This is a genomic window from Streptomyces sp. L-9-10, assembly GCF_004151105.1.
Classification (GTDB): Bacteria; Actinomycetota; Actinomycetes; order Streptomycetales; family Streptomycetaceae; genus Streptomyces.
Genome location: NZ_PHRF01000090.1, coordinates 148,292 through 161,894 on the forward strand (window position 1 = coordinate 148,292; position 13,603 = coordinate 161,894).

Annotated in this window: 12 protein-coding genes and 2 pseudogenes; 9 read left to right on the forward strand and 5 right to left on the reverse strand. The window is 70.5% G+C overall.

The window, feature by feature from the left end:
* Positions 1-10: 10 nt before the first annotated feature.
* Positions 11-976 carry a LysR family transcriptional regulator gene (locus CU044_RS20900; RefSeq protein WP_165371947.1) on the reverse strand — a complete coding sequence of 322 codons (966 nt, stop codon included), beginning with the start codon at positions 974-976 and terminating at the stop codon, positions 11-13.
* A 298-nt stretch (positions 977-1,274) separates the two neighbouring features.
* Between CU044_RS20900 and CU044_RS20905 the strand changes: the two genes are divergently transcribed.
* Together CU044_RS20905 and CU044_RS20910 are read left to right on the forward strand one after the other, a co-directional pair.
* The gene (locus tag CU044_RS20905; protein WP_129770243.1) at positions 1,275-2,345 is read left to right on the forward strand and encodes a Gfo/Idh/MocA family oxidoreductase; all 1,071 of its coding nucleotides are present in this window, start codon (positions 1,275-1,277) and stop codon (positions 2,343-2,345) included.
* A gap of 76 nt (positions 2,346-2,421) precedes the next feature.
* Positions 2,422-3,435, forward strand: coding sequence for an NAD-dependent epimerase/dehydratase family protein (locus CU044_RS20910; protein ID WP_129770244.1), 1,014 nt, complete (start codon positions 2,422-2,424; stop codon positions 3,433-3,435).
* 126 nt (positions 3,436-3,561) lie between these two features.
* Here CU044_RS20910 and CU044_RS20915 read toward each other — a convergent pair whose 3' ends face one another.
* Together CU044_RS20915 and CU044_RS20920 are read right to left on the reverse strand one after the other, a co-directional pair.
* Entirely contained in the window at positions 3,562-4,188 is a 627-nt protein-coding gene (locus CU044_RS20915; protein ID WP_129770245.1) for a hypothetical protein, read from the reverse strand.
* Positions 4,189-4,378: 190 nt separating this feature from the next.
* Positions 4,379-5,347, reverse strand: coding sequence for an aldo/keto reductase (locus CU044_RS20920; protein ID WP_240045739.1), 969 nt, complete (start codon positions 5,345-5,347; stop codon positions 4,379-4,381).
* A 37-nt stretch (positions 5,348-5,384) separates the two neighbouring features.
* Here CU044_RS20920 and CU044_RS20925 point away from each other — a divergent pair, with 37 nt between their 5' ends.
* The 6 genes from CU044_RS20925 (at position 5,385) to CU044_RS20950 (ending at position 10,504) form a co-directional block, all read left to right on the forward strand.
* On the forward strand, positions 5,385-5,579 hold the full coding sequence (locus CU044_RS20925; RefSeq protein WP_129770246.1) for a hypothetical protein: 195 nt from the start codon (positions 5,385-5,387) through the stop codon (positions 5,577-5,579).
* 111 nt (positions 5,580-5,690) lie between these two features.
* Positions 5,691-6,350, forward strand: coding sequence for a hypothetical protein (locus tag CU044_RS20930; RefSeq protein WP_129770247.1), 660 nt, complete (start codon positions 5,691-5,693; stop codon positions 6,348-6,350).
* 78 nt (positions 6,351-6,428) lie between these two features.
* The gene (locus CU044_RS20935; RefSeq protein WP_129770248.1) at positions 6,429-7,037 is read left to right on the forward strand and encodes a copper resistance CopC family protein; all 609 of its coding nucleotides are present in this window, start codon (positions 6,429-6,431) and stop codon (positions 7,035-7,037) included.
* Positions 7,027-9,126: a cytochrome c oxidase assembly protein gene (locus CU044_RS20940; protein WP_129770249.1), complete on the forward strand. Its 2,100-nt coding sequence runs from the start codon at positions 7,027-7,029 to the stop codon at positions 9,124-9,126. The genes CU044_RS20935 and CU044_RS20940 overlap by 11 nt, the downstream gene beginning before the upstream one ends.
* Positions 9,123-9,797, forward strand: a complete 675-nt coding sequence (locus CU044_RS20945) for a thioredoxin domain-containing protein (RefSeq protein WP_129770250.1) — start codon at positions 9,123-9,125, stop codon at positions 9,795-9,797. The genes CU044_RS20940 and CU044_RS20945 overlap by 4 nt, the downstream gene beginning before the upstream one ends.
* On the forward strand, positions 9,794-10,504 hold the full coding sequence (locus CU044_RS20950) for a vitamin K epoxide reductase family protein (RefSeq protein WP_240045740.1): 711 nt from the start codon (positions 9,794-9,796) through the stop codon (positions 10,502-10,504). The genes CU044_RS20945 and CU044_RS20950 overlap by 4 nt, the downstream gene beginning before the upstream one ends.
* A 27-nt stretch (positions 10,505-10,531) precedes the next feature.
* Here CU044_RS20950 and CU044_RS20955 read toward each other — a convergent pair.
* Positions 10,532-12,560: pseudogene (locus CU044_RS20955) on the reverse strand (discoidin domain-containing protein); the annotation flags it as partial.
* Between the two features lies 1 nt (position 12,561).
* On the opposite strand from CU044_RS20955, the pseudogene CU044_RS20960 reads away from it, so the two are divergent.
* Positions 12,562-12,759 (forward strand): annotated as a pseudogene (locus tag CU044_RS20960) (nucleoside deaminase); the annotation flags it as partial.
* A 115-nt stretch (positions 12,760-12,874) separates the two neighbouring features.
* Here CU044_RS20960 and CU044_RS20965 read toward each other — a convergent pair.
* A complete protein-coding gene (locus CU044_RS20965; protein WP_129770251.1) occupies positions 12,875-13,597 on the reverse strand; it encodes a TetR/AcrR family transcriptional regulator in 723 nt (240 codons plus the stop codon).
* Positions 13,598-13,603 lie beyond the last annotated feature (6 nt).

Here is a 13,603-nt window from a genome sequence, read left to right on the forward strand (position 1 = left end):
GCCGGTGCCTTCACCACAGTGCCGGCACCGGTTCCTGCGGTCTCCGCCCCGGCGCACGGGACGCCCGTGGGTACTCGGCCGCCTTGGTGAGGGCCGAAAGCAGCTGGTTCAGGCAGGGCGGTGTGGCCAGCATGCTCCAGACCGCCGAGAACCGGCCCTCCGGCGCGTCCTCCAGTTCGAGCGGTACCAGGCCCCGCGGTGGGTGCGCCGTATAGGACAGGGGCTGGAGCATCACCGCTTCGGTGGTGGTGAGGCGGGCGTGCGCGATACTGAGCCAGGTCTCGGTCACGGCCGGGGACGGTCCCGTCATGGAGGCGAGCCGGTGGACCGCGCGCCAGTGCCCGGGATGGCTGGAGCGCGGCCAGCTGAGCCACTCGTAGCCGGCCAGCTCCACCGTGGCCACCCGCCCGCGAGCGGCCAGCGGATGCTCCGGCCCGACCACGGCACACCACGCTTCGCGCCCCACCTCCTGGCTGGCGATCCGGCTTCCGCCGAAGGCGAGTTCCAGCCCCACGCCCAGATGCACACGCCCCTCGGCGACGGCTGACCGGAGACCGAGTTCCGTGTGCTGTTCGCTGCGCAGTTGGAGCTCCGGGGAGATACGGTTCAGCAGGCCCGCGGCACGGGGAAGCAGCCGGTGCCCGGCCGACGCGGTGTGACCGACGACGAGGATCACCCCGTCATGGCCGGCCGCCTCGCGTGCGTCGATGACCGCTTCCTCCATGGCCTGGAGAACCGGCCGCATGCGCTCCTGGAGCAGCTTTCCGGCCCGGGTGAGGTGGACGTTTCGCGTGGTCCGCCGGAACAGCTGCACGTTCAGGCTGGTTTCGAGCGCCCGTACCTGGGACGACACCGCCTGTTGTGTGAGGTAGAGCCGCTCACCGGCCCGGGTGAAACTCAGTTCGTGTGCGACGGTCATGAAGGTCTTGAGGAGCCGAATATCGATCAGGTCGTCGTCCGGACCCGCGCCGGCCATGTGTTCCCCTTTCACCGGCTCCCGTTCAGCCGGTCCACGCCCTGCATCCCTGGTGAATCCCAGGCCGGCGGCTGTCCGACGCGGACGGGGCGAACCGAGGGCGGGAGCCCGGTTGAACAAGTCCGTCATCAGGACCAGTATGAGGTCAGCGGTTGTCCCGCAGTGTCGTCCGGCCGGAAACGCTCACTCACCATGGGTGGTTGTCCCGCCTCGGACGCGTCGCCCACCGGAGCGTCACGACGATGTGACTCCGGTGCCGTACAGCCCATCTCCGCACCTCGTCCCGAACAGGAGCCCCATGCCGCAGCCACACCAGGCCGACGGACCCGCACAGCACGCGGCAGGCAGGCAGCTGCCCGCACCACGGACCCCCTCTCCCCGCGACGCGCCCCCTCTGAACTGGGGTGTCATCGCTCCCGGCGGCATAGCCGGCTCCTTCGTCGACGCGCTGCACACGCACACCGAGCAGCGAGTGGTGGCGGTCGGGTCCCGCGACCCGGAGCGGGCGCGCGCGTTCGCCGACCGGTTCGGGATACCGGCTGCCTACGGCAGCTACGCCGAAGTACTCGACGACCAGCGGGTGGACATCGTCTACATCGCGTCACCGCACTCCGCCCACTTCGCCCACGCCCTCCAGGCGATCGAGGCCGGCCGGCACGTGCTCGTGGAGAAGGCGTTCACCCGCAACGCCCGCGAGGCGGAGCGGTTGATCGAGGCCGCCGGGGAACGCGGGGTGTTCCTGATGGAGGCGATGTGGACGCGCTTCCTGCCGCACATCGACGTCGTCCGCCAGGTGCTCGACTCCGGACTGCTCGGCGAGGTGCGCACGGTCGCCGCCGACCACGGCCAGTTCATGAACCCGGACGCGGCCCACCGGCTCTTCGCCCCCGAACTGGCGGGCGGAGCGCTGCTGGACCTCGGCGTCTACCCGGTCTCTTTCGCGTCGATGGTGCTGGGGCCGTTCGCGTCGCTCACCGCCGTGGGGGAGAAGGCCTTCACCGGCGTCGACGGACAGGCGTCGATCGTCGTCACCAACGAATCCGGCGCGCACGGCGTCCTGAACACCACCCTCTTCGCCCGCACCCCGACCACGGCGTCGATCTCGGGCACGCACGCCCGCCTGGAGATCGAGGGCGACTTCTACGCACCCGCCACGGTCCGCCTGATCAGCCGCGAGCGCGAAGTGCTCGACTCCTACGTCCCCGCACAGCGCGAGGGCGGGCTGTGCTACGAGGCCGCCGAAGCGGCCCGGTGTGTCGCCGCCGGGCGGCTGGAGTCCGACCTGATGCCGCTCGACGAGACCCTGCGGGTCATGCGCGCCCTCGACGAGATCCGCCGAGACCTGGGCGTCGCCTACCCCGGCGAATGACACGCTTTCGCCCTCCCCGGTGCCGCACGGCGCCGGACGTTCCCCCCAGCCAGACCCCGAGGAGTACGAACCTCTCATGACCCAGAGCCGTCTTGAGCGCCTGAAAGTCCTTTTCATCGGTGGCACCGGAGTGATCAGCTCGGCCTGTTCCCGGCGTGCCGCCGAGCTCGGCGCCGATCTCCACCTGCTCAACCGGAGTGTCTCCTCGGCGCGGCCGGTTCCCGACGGCGCCACCGTCATCACGGCCGACATCCGCGACACCGACCGGACGCGCACCGCGCTGAAGGGCATGGAGTTCGATGTCGTCGTCGACTTCCTGAGCTTCACGACCGATCATGTCGCCAGTGCCGTCGAGCTGTTCGGCGGACGGACCGGCCAGTACGTCTTCATCGGCTCGGCAGCCGCCTACCAGAGGCCCCCGGGGCTGCTGCCCCTGCCCGAGACCGCGCCGCTGCACAACCCCCACTCCGCTTACGCCCGCGACAAGATCGCCTGCGAGGAACTGCTCGGCAGGGTCCACGACGAGCGGCGGCTGCCGGTCACCGTCGTGCGGCCCTCGCACACCTACGACCGCACCGCCGTGCCGTTCGACGGGGGCTGGACGGCGGTGGAGCGCATGCGCCGGGGACAGGAGGTGCTGGTGCACGGCGACGGGACCTCGCTGTGGACCCTCACCCATCACACGGACTTCGCCCGTGGTTTCGTCGGGCTCCTGGGCCATCCCGAGGCCCTCGGCGAGACCTTCCACATCACCGGTGACGAAGTGCTGAGCTGGGACATGATCTACCGGACCGTCGCCGAGGCGGCCGGCGTCGAACCGCGGCTCGTGCACGTGCCCTCGGACGCCATCGCCGCGGCCGACCCGCAGTGGGGTGAGGCACTGCTCGGTGACAAGGCGCATTCCATGGTGTTCGACAACGGCAAGATCCGCCGGGTGGTGCCGGAGTTCACGGCGTCCATACCGTTCGCCGAGGGCGCGCGGGAGATCGTCGAGTGGCATGACGAGGACCCGTCCCGCCGTGTCGTCGACGCGCGGCTCGACGCCCTCATGGACCGGCTGATCGACGCCCACCGGCCGCACACGTCATAAGCCGCGGCCACCGGCCACACCACGGTACGTCGTACCCTCGGGACGCCCGTGTGACGGAGTGTCAGAACATCTCCCGTCCACGGGCGTTCCACGCCGCGGGCGTCGTCGTCGCGCCTGAACCGCCGCTCACAACCAGCCGAGGGTGCCGAACACGGCCAGGGCGAGAGCGTCGATGCCGAGGATCGTCCCCACCGTGACGGCCTTCGTGCGCACCCTGGGCATGTCGTGGACGACGAAGCAGGCCAGGAAGAACGGGACGTACCCCACGAGGAAGAGCACGAACGGGAAACCGGCCCGCCACCAGTCCCACTCCCAGGTGAGCACGCCGGCCCTGTTCAGCACCATCTCGACGCCCACCGCCGCGGCGGAGTTCACCGCGATCAGCACGGGGCGGTTCGGCAGCCCGAGGACGCGGGTGCCGCGCGGCGGAAGGAACTTCGCCGCGACGATGCCCATGACGGCGAACATGAAGCAGATCTCGATGTTCAGCCCGATGAGGATCTGGTACGCCGTGTCTCCCCGGGCGCCCCAGACCGGTGCGCGCCCGCTGAAGTGAAAGACCAGCGCGTTCCAGATCTCGTTGAACCAGTCCATGCCCCACAGGGCGAGCCCGGCGAACAGCACGTTCCAGTTCCGGCGCTCCACCTCGGCGGCGTACGCGTAGAGCACCAGCAGCAGGAGCGGGATCACGTACCACTCGAACTGACTCGCGTCACGGAGCTGTTCCAGTGCCGCTCGGGCGTCGTCGGTCATCGTCTCCCTCTCGCCGGCGACGGATCGGTTACCGGTCGGTAAGGATGGCGCCGGGGCATGTCCCCGTCAAGAGGGCGCCGTACGCCTCGGTGCCGTACGTCCCGGTGCCGTACGCCGGGGCGTACGGCACCGGAAGGACGAGAAGCCGACGTGACCGCCGGGGACGGCCGGGGCCGCCCGGCCCGCCCGGCTACGGCAGCGCGGCGCCGCGCGCGGTGATCCAGAGTGAGTACCACTCCTCGTGGGTGAGCTCGGGCTCCCGCAGGGCCGCGTCGCCGCACGCGCGGATGCGCTCGGGCCGGGCGCTGCCGACGACCGGTGCGATACGGGCCGGGTGCCTCTGCAGCCACCACAGCAGAATCGTTTCCGGTGTCGTGCCCTTCGCCTCGGCGAGCGCGGCGACGTGCTGCGCCGTCGCCTGCTCGACGGGTGTCTCCTGCCGGCCGGTGAAGCGGCCCCGCGCGAGAGCGCCCCAGGCCTGAACGCGGATCCCGTTCGCCCGGCAGTGCTCCAGCGTTCCCTGCGGGAAACCGACGGACGCCTCTTCCGCCGTGTTCACCAGCACACCGCCCTCCAGCCAGTCCCTGCGGTGCAGGCTCATCTCCAGCTGGTTGGCCACCAGGGGGAATTCGAGGTGCGACTGGAGCAGCGCGATCTGCGCGGCGCTCATGTTGGACACCCCGAACGCGCGCACCAGCTTCTGCCGGTGCAGCGAGGTCAGCGCGCGGGCCACGTCCTCGGGATCGGCCAGCGGGTCCGGCCGGTGCAGCAGCAGTACGTCGATGACGTCCGTGCGCAGGCGGCCGAGACTCTCCTCGACCCGGCTGACGATGGTCTCGCCCCGCAGGTCGTACATGCCCGGCCGGTCGCCGTCGGCCAGCCGGATTCCGCACTTGGTCTGCACCACGATGCGCTCGCGCAGCCCGGGCGTCCGGGCGAGCACCTCGCCGAACACCGCCTCCGACTTCCCGTGACGGTAGATGTCGGCGAGGTCGAACACCGTGATCCCGCTGTCGAGTGCCGCCTCGACCGCGGCCTCGGCCTCCGCGATGTCCGCCGCGCCGTACGGGGTGGTGTCCCAGCCCCCGCCGAGCCCCATGCACCCGTACAACAGCCGTTCTTCGCCCAGGTCCTGGGCCGTATTCGCATTCGTTGTCACGGGCGGTCAGCCTTCCACAGGCGTGCACCCCGGCCAAATGACTTCGCGGCCCGGCCGGGAATCGCTCGGCGGACCTGATCGGTTCACCGGAAACGGCGTGTGCCCCACGGTGGTGGGGCGGGTACGGGGCGTGTGCGACGCCGTGGTCCTCGCCGGTGTCGCCCCCGCACCGCGCGGCGTGGGCAAGGCCGGCGGCAGGCCCGGCTCGGGCCTCCTCGATCCACCCCGGTAGGCTACGGCGGAAGACAAGCCGGCAAGGCGCCGCCCGCAGCCCCCGCACCGCATGACACGCGTTTTCCGCCGGGCCCGCTCTCCCCCACACACCCCTGGAAGCTGCGACACCATGTCACCGACGGCACCCGCCACTGAACCGGGCGCGCGGCGCACGTCCGGCGCGGTGTGGGCGGCCGGGTTCGCGGCGCTGTGTGTGCTGCTCCCGCTGCTGGGGCAATCGGTCTTCGACGGACACGCACCGACGGGTTTCGCTGTGTGCGCGGCTGTCGCGTCCATGGGTATGGCAGTTGGCTTCCTCGGCCGCCGCGCCCTCTCCCCTCAGCAGTCACTGGCGGCGCTGGCCGGAGCCCAACTCGCCTTCCACGCCGCCTACACCCTGCCCGGGGCCTGCGCCGCCGCCGGATCGCGAACCGCGGCTCTCTGGCTGGAGCACACCACGGGCAGCGCGCATCCCGTGTGGGAAGTGCTGGTCGCCCACGTGGTCGTCGTCGTGCTCGCGGGACGGCTGCTCGGCGTCGCCGAAGCCTTGCGTCAGCCCCTGCGTTTCCTGATCGACGCCGCACGCGAGCGGGCGGCTCTGCTCCATGTGCGGACGGGGCCCTGGTGTCCGCTGCTGCCCCTCGTCCGGGCGGACGGGCCACGTACCACTCCGACCGGATTCCGTGCCCCGCCGAGGCGCGGGGTCAGGGCACCGCCCCACCGCCGGCAGCACCCACACGCTCCGCTTCCCACCCGGCTCGCACCGGGCGGCGGTGCCCTGCCGGCCTGATGGCCGAAGGCGGCCCGCCCCCTTGGCGCGGCCGCCAACCGCCCGACCGTACCGACTGGTCGGAGTGAAGGCACCGTCATGACCTCATCGCCGTTCACACGTGTGATCACGGCGGGGGTGCTGGCCTGCGCCGTATCCGGCGCGGCCGTCGTCCTCGCACCCCCCGCCCAGGCGCACACCGCGCTTGCCTCCAGCAATCCCTCCGACAAGTCGACGCTGTCCGCGTCTCCCGGTGAGGTCGCACTGACCTTCAACGAGACGATGGACGGTGCGTACGCCCGTATCGCCGTGACCGGCCCCGACGACCGCTCCGTCGTGAGCGGAAGCGCGACCGCCGAGGGCCGGACCGTGACGCAGCGGCTGAAGGCGGCTGCCCCGGCCGGCCGCTACACCGTCGCCTTCCGGGTGGTTTCCACCGACGGCCACCCCGTCACCGGCAGCCTCACGTACACCGTGACCACTCCACCCGCGCCCGCTGCCTCTTCCGGTGACGCCGCGGCGAGCCCGGAACACACAGCCACTCCCACCGCCGCCGCGAGCACACATGAAGGAGAAGGCGAACGAGAAGGAGAAGGGGAAGGCGTCGGCGTCTCGACAGCAGCCGCGGTGGGCGCCGTGGTGTTGATCACCGCCGCGGGCGCCACCGTGTACGGGCTGAGGCAACGGCGAGGCCGCTATGGTGCGTGAACCCGCCGTACGACGCGCGGCCCCGCGCACGCCACTACTGATCACGGCCGCCCTGGCCGCCGCCGGCGCCGCGACGGCCGGAGCCGTCCGGTTCGGCGGCGGCATCCCCGAGGCGCTGCCCGGACTGCCCCAGGCCGGACCCGTCACCTCCTGGGGCCTGCCGCTGGCCGAGACCGCCGCGAATCTGGCCGCCGTACTCACCGTCGCCATGCTGCTCCTGGTGACCGTCCTGCTCCCCTCCGGACAGCAGCGTCTGACCGTGCGTCGGCAGCACGCCCTGACCTGCGCCTGGGGAGCGGCCGGACTCTGGCTCGCGGCCACCGTGGCGACGCTGCTGCTGACCGCCTCCGACCTGCTGGCCCAGCCGGTCGGACAGATCCTCGAACCTCGCCTGCTCACGGATTTCGCCGTCTCGCTGCCCCAGGGGCGCGCCCTGGCACTCACCGCCGGTGCGGTGCTGCTGCTGGTCACGTTCGGCCCCGGAGTCACCACCGTACGGAGCGCGCGCGTGGCGCTGGTGATCGCTCTCGCCGCCCTGGTGCCTCCCGCGTTCACCGGCCACTCGGCCTCGGCCGAGAACCACGACGCGGCCGTCATCAGCCTGGCGGTTCATATCGTGGCCGCCACCCTGTGGATCGCCGGCCTCGTCGCAGTCGCGGCCACCACCGTCCGGGCCCGCGGCCACGCGGCGAAGGCCGCCGGCAGGTTCAGCGCGCTCGCCGGCTGGTGCCTGCTCGCCGTCGCGGTCTCCGGCATCGTCAACGCCCTCGTCCGCCTCGACTCGCCGGTCCGGCTCCTCACCACCCCGTACGGGCAGTTGCTTCTCGCCAAGACCGCCGCGCTGGCCGTGCTCGCGGCCTGCGGCGCCTGGCACCGGCGCCGTACGCTGGCGGAACTCAAGGCTGGGCGCGGAGCGGTGTTCGTGCGTCTGATGGTGGCCGAACTGCTGCTGATGGCGCTCACGGCGGGGCTCGCCGTCGGGCTGTCCCGCAGTCCGGCGCCCGCCGGAGAACCACCGCCCTACTCGGCGGCACGTGAACTCATCGGATACCCGATGCCGGACCCCGTCAACGCCCTCCGCCTGCTGACGGAATGGCGCTTCGATCCGCTCTTCGCCCTCGTCGTCTCTGTCGCCGCCCTCGCCTACTGGCGTGGCGTACGGCGCCTCACGGCCCGTGGCGACGCCTGGCCCCGAGGGCGGACGGTGGCCTGGATGCTGGGTCTGCTCGCCCTGGTCCTGTGCACCATGAGCGGCCTGGCCACCTATGGACGCGTCATGTTCAGCGTCCACATGGGCCAGCACATGGCGATGGCCATGGTCGTCCCGATCCTTCTCGTCCTCGGTGCGCCGATCACTCTGGCCCTGCGGGCGCTGCGGCCCGCCCCGAGAGGCGGAGTGGCCGGGACACGCGAACTGCTGCTGAAGTTCCTGCACAGCCGGGTCAACTCGGTACTCACTCATCCGGTGACCGCCATGGCACTCTTCATCGGCAGTTCGTTCATGGTCTACTTCACGCCGCTCTTCGAGATCGCCATGCGCAACCACCTCGGTCACCTGGCCATGCAGCTGCACTTCCTTGCCATGGGCCTGCTGTTCTTCTGGGTGATCATCGGTGTCGACCCCGCGCCGCGACGTATCCCGCACTTCGCGAAACTGATCGTTCTCGTGCTCGCCATGCCCTTCCATTCGTTCTTCTCCATCGCGCTGATGAGTTCCACCGACCTGATCGGCGGGGACTACTTCCAGGCGGTGGAACGCGTATGGGGCGCCACGCTGGCGGCCGACCAATACCGGGCGGGCGCCATCGCCTGGGCCACCGGTGACATTCCCATGCTGATCACCACCATCACCCTGGCCGCCCAGTGGGTCCGCTCGGACGCCCGGGAGGCCAAACGCATCGACCGGGCCATCGACCGCGGTGACGGCAAGGACCCGCTCACGGCGTACAACGCCTACCTCGCCTCGCTCCATCGACGCGACCGGCCGGCCAACCCGCCCGCCGCCCTTACCCCTGACCCGGCCCCTTCCCCGGCCCCTGACCCTGCCCTTTCCTCTTCCCGTTCACCTTCCCCGGATGATGGATCATGACGAAGAACCTGAAGATCTCCCTCGCGCTGGCCGCGACCGTACTGACCGTTGTCGCCGTGTTGCTGGCGGCCAACCGTTCCTCCGCCCCGGACACGCGTGCCGACAACGCGTCGAAGGCGCCTGAAACGGCGGCTTCGGCATCGCTGCTGGTACGGCCGGACAGCCACCGGTTGTCGACCGCCAAGGACGGCAAGGTCACCGTGGTGGAATTCCTGGACTTCGAGTGCGAGTCGTGTCGCGCCGCGTTCCCGGTGGTGGAGCGGCTGCGCAAGGAGTACGCCGGACGCGTCACCTTCGTGATGCGTTACTTCCCGATCCCCAGCCATCGGAACGCCGAGTCGGCGGCGCGTGCCGTGGAAGCCGCCGCCGCACAGGGGAAGCTGGAGGCGATGTACACGAAGATGTACGAGACCCAGGAGGAGTGGGGGGATCAGCAGGTCTCGCACGAGAAGACCTTCCGAGGTTTCGCCCGTGAACTGGGCCTGGACATGGCGGTGTTCGAGAAGGCGTGGAAGGACCCGGCCACCGCCGAGCGGGTGAGGAAGGACCGCGAGGACGGCCTGAGGCTCGGCGTGCAGGGCACCCCGACGTTCTTCGTCAACGGCAAGCGTCCGCAGATCACCTCGTACGACGACTTCACGGCGGCCATCGACGCGGAGCTGGCGAAGTGACCGTGGCCGCACGGTGGACGACCGGGCACGCTGTCGCGGGTACGGCGGATGACACAGCGGCGGATGACACAGCGGCCGAAGGCACCGCGGTCGATGGCACCGCGGTCGATGGCACCGCGGTCGCCGTGCCGCCCCGATGGCTCGCGTGGCTGCTGGTGACGGGCGGGCTGACCGGCCTGCTGGCCGCGTTCACGCTCACCATCGAGCGGTTCGCTCTGCTGGAGGATCCCTCCTACACCCCGTCGTGCAGCATCAATCCGGTGCTGTCCTGCGGCTCGGTGATGACCACTCCACAGGCGGAGGTCTTCGGTTTTCCCAACCCGCTCCTGGGGATCGCCGGGTTCGCGGCGGTGACGGTCCTCGGGACGGTGCTGCTGGCGGGTGCGGTCCTGCCGCGCTGGTTCTGGCTGGTGATACAGGCCGGGGTCACCCTGGGGGCGGTCTTCGTTCACTGGCTGATCTTCCAGAGCCTGTACCGGATCGACGCGCTGTGTCCCTATTGCATGGTCGTCTGGGCGGTGATGATCCCCGTCTTCTGGTACACCACCCTGCACACTCTCACCCACCACATCCGCACCGCGCCCACGTGGTGGCGTGGGGCGGTGCGAACGGCGGCCGGGTATCACGGCGTGGTGCTGACTGCCTGGTACCTGCTGATCGTCGTACTGATCGTGCAGCGGTTCTGGCTCTACTGGACCAGCCTGTAACGCTGCCGGCCCGGCCTGAAGCGGAGGCTACGCGCGGGTCAGTGTCCGTGCGCTGTTGTATGCCTCGGTCCGAAGGGCGGGCCGTCCGGAGTGAAGGGCGTCCGCGGGCCAGGACAGCGTCACCGTCCGGGACTCACCGGGCAGCAGCCACAGGTAGTTGTCGCTGTACAGCGTCGGCAGCACGCGCCGTCCGTTCTGCGCGTCGAGCAGCGACAGCCGCACCATCGACGCGACAGCGGCGCGCCGGTTGCGCACGGTCGCGGTCATGGTGCGTCGCGCCCCGGACCGGGAGACATGGCCCAGGTCCGCCGTGATCCTGACCGCCCTGGTCTTGTTGAGCGCCCGCATGTCGGCTGTCTCGCGGTAGCGCCAGTACGTGTTCTGGGACAGCGGCCTGCCCTTGCTGTCCTCCAGGCTCAGCCGCAGCAGATGCAGGTCAGGGAGGTCCGCTCCGAACGCGGCGGTGAACGCGATGGCCGTGGTCGACGGAGCGACGTCGAGCTTCGCACGCCGGGTGGACCCGAGCAGGCGCCCGGACAGGTCGTGGAGCCCGGCTGTGACCGTCACACCTTTCAGGTCGCGGGCGGTGTGGTTGACGGCGGTGACCTCCCACTTCTGCGGGTCGGCCCGCACATGGAACGGTTCGCAGGCCTTGCGCGCCCCGTAGTAGGTGCCGTTGACGTCGAAGTCGTAGTCGTACGTCTGCCAGACGGTGCTGGGCCAGGCCGGGTGGGACATCCAGAGCATCAGGCCGCTGGCGTCCTTCCACAGGTTGGCGTTCCACGCCTCGAACATGGCCCGGGTGCTCTCGTAGTTGACGAACTGCGCCTTGCGGGCGAAGTCGTCCAGATCCTTCGCCGTGTCGAGACGGGCCTCGATGGCGGCGCGGTAGTTCTGCGGAGCCTGATTCCCCCGGGGTGCTCCAGTCGTGGTAGTACCACGCGTCGCCGATCGGCCATTCCGGCTCGTCGCCGACGAGGTTGCGCATGCTCTCGGCCGTGGAGACCACGGGCATGCCGATCTCGGTGTGGAAGCCGAAGTGGCCGCCGCCGTAGGTGGACCGGGAGAAGTAGCGTTCCGGCTCGACCCAGCCGTACGGGCCGCCGCCGGAGATGATGCCGCCCGCGGAGTTGTTCTGGTACAGGATGCCCGGTGCCTGCGACTGGACGGCCTCGCGCATGCCGGTGTCGATGGCCGCGGGCGGGTTGCCCTCGTTGGCACCGCACCAGACGACGACACTGGGGTGGATGCGGTAGCGGAGCACGGTGTCGCGCGCCACGCTGTTGAACGCCTCCTGATCCGGCGGGTCCATGGCCCATGCGTTCGGGAAGTCGTTCCACACGAGCAGGCCGTACTCGTCGCAACTGGCGAAGAACTCCTCCCGGTTGCTGCTGCCGAGCCAGTTGCGGATCATGGTGAAGTTCATGTCCCTGTGCATCCGCACCGCCGTGTCCATCGGCTCGGCGGACATCCGGCGCAGCAGTTCGTCCCGGCCCCAGTTGCCGCCCCGGCAGAAGACCCGGACGCGGTTGACACTGATCTTCAGCGGCTCGGGGGTGTTGTCGACGGCCTTCACGCCCGTCCAGGTGTCACCGTCGTCTGACACCTGGATGACGTACGTCTTGGGGTGGGCCGGCTCCCACACGACCACGACGCGGTCGAAGGATACGGCCGCGCCGAGGTCCACCTGGATCCACTGGTCGTCCTCGTACGCGGAGGACCAGTGGGTGTCGGACCTGCCGTCGGTGGCGTTGGCCGCCTTGTTGTCGCCGTCCTCCGTGGAGGCGGTGGCGGTCTTGCGCAGTGCCGGGTCGGTGCCGGGCGCCGCGCTGTCGATCACCGACAGGCTCCACAGCGAGGAGCCCCAACTGGTCGCCCGCTCACCGCCGCTCAGCCGTACGTACCGGGCCTCGCGGGCGCCGATGTCGACGCGCTGGAGACTCGCGTCGGCGTTCTCGAAGGGCAGGGGAACCGCCGAGTTGTCGACCGACTCCGCGTCTGTCCAGGTGCCGCCGTCGTCCGAGACCTGCACCACGTACGTCTTGGCGTACGCCCGCTACGTCGCCTCCTCCGAGCAACTTGTCTCCTGAATAGGCGAGTTGGGGATACCGGCGCCTCCGGTGCGCGCCCTGCCGATCAACGACGTCGTGCCCGGGGTGACTGTCGAGGGCCCGGTGCCGGAACTGGCCGCACACGTACGCGAGCTGCACCGCAGATTCCACCGTTCCGCCGGCCCGGCGAACACGGAGGGATGAGAACGGCGGGGGCGAGCGGCTCCCGGAACATCTCCCGTGGCCGAGTCACCGGGCACTGTCGGGAGCCGGTCGGGACCGACGGACCCCGCGTCGAGGTCCGGCACATACCTCCAGGTCAATGGTGTGCGAGGCCGTCGATCATCAGGGCGAGGGTGAAGTCGAACCGGTCGTGGCCCTCGCCCGCTGTGAGCTCGGCGGCGTGGCGGGTGGTGTGGGGGAAGGTCTCGGCGGGCAGGGCGGTGAACCGGCGTCGCAGTTCGTCGCGGTCGAGGACCCAGGCGACGTCGTCATGCGCTGATCGCCGACGCGCGATCGACACTTCGAGGCAGTAGGCGGCCACGTACAGCAACAGGGCGTCGATGGCCCAGGCGGCGGCCTGCGGGGCGACGCCGCCGGCGAGCAGGATCGCCAGCATTCCTTCGGTGAGGCGCACGGTCTCGAGGTCACTGGGGGCCATGGCGAGCGCGGCACGGGAGATTCCGGGGTACTTCAGGTACTGGTCGCGTATCTGGGTGCACACACCGCGGATCTGGTCCCGCCAGGCCGCGGGGTCGGGCTCGGGCAGTACGAGCTCGGCGCACAGCCGCCCGATGAGCAGCTCGTCGAGGTCGGCCTTGTTCACCACGTGGGCGTAGAGCGAGGCGGGTCCGGTGTCGAGCGCGCCGGCGAGCCGGCGCATGGTCAGCGCCTCGTAGCCCTCTGTGACGATGACGCCCAGCGCGGTGTCGACGACCTGCTCCACGGTGATCGGGGCCTTGCGGCGCCGCGGCCTGGGGCCTGCTTCGGCCTCGGGGTTCGGTGGCTGGTGGCGCGCCGCGCGTCGTTCTCTCGGGTTCACCCCGCC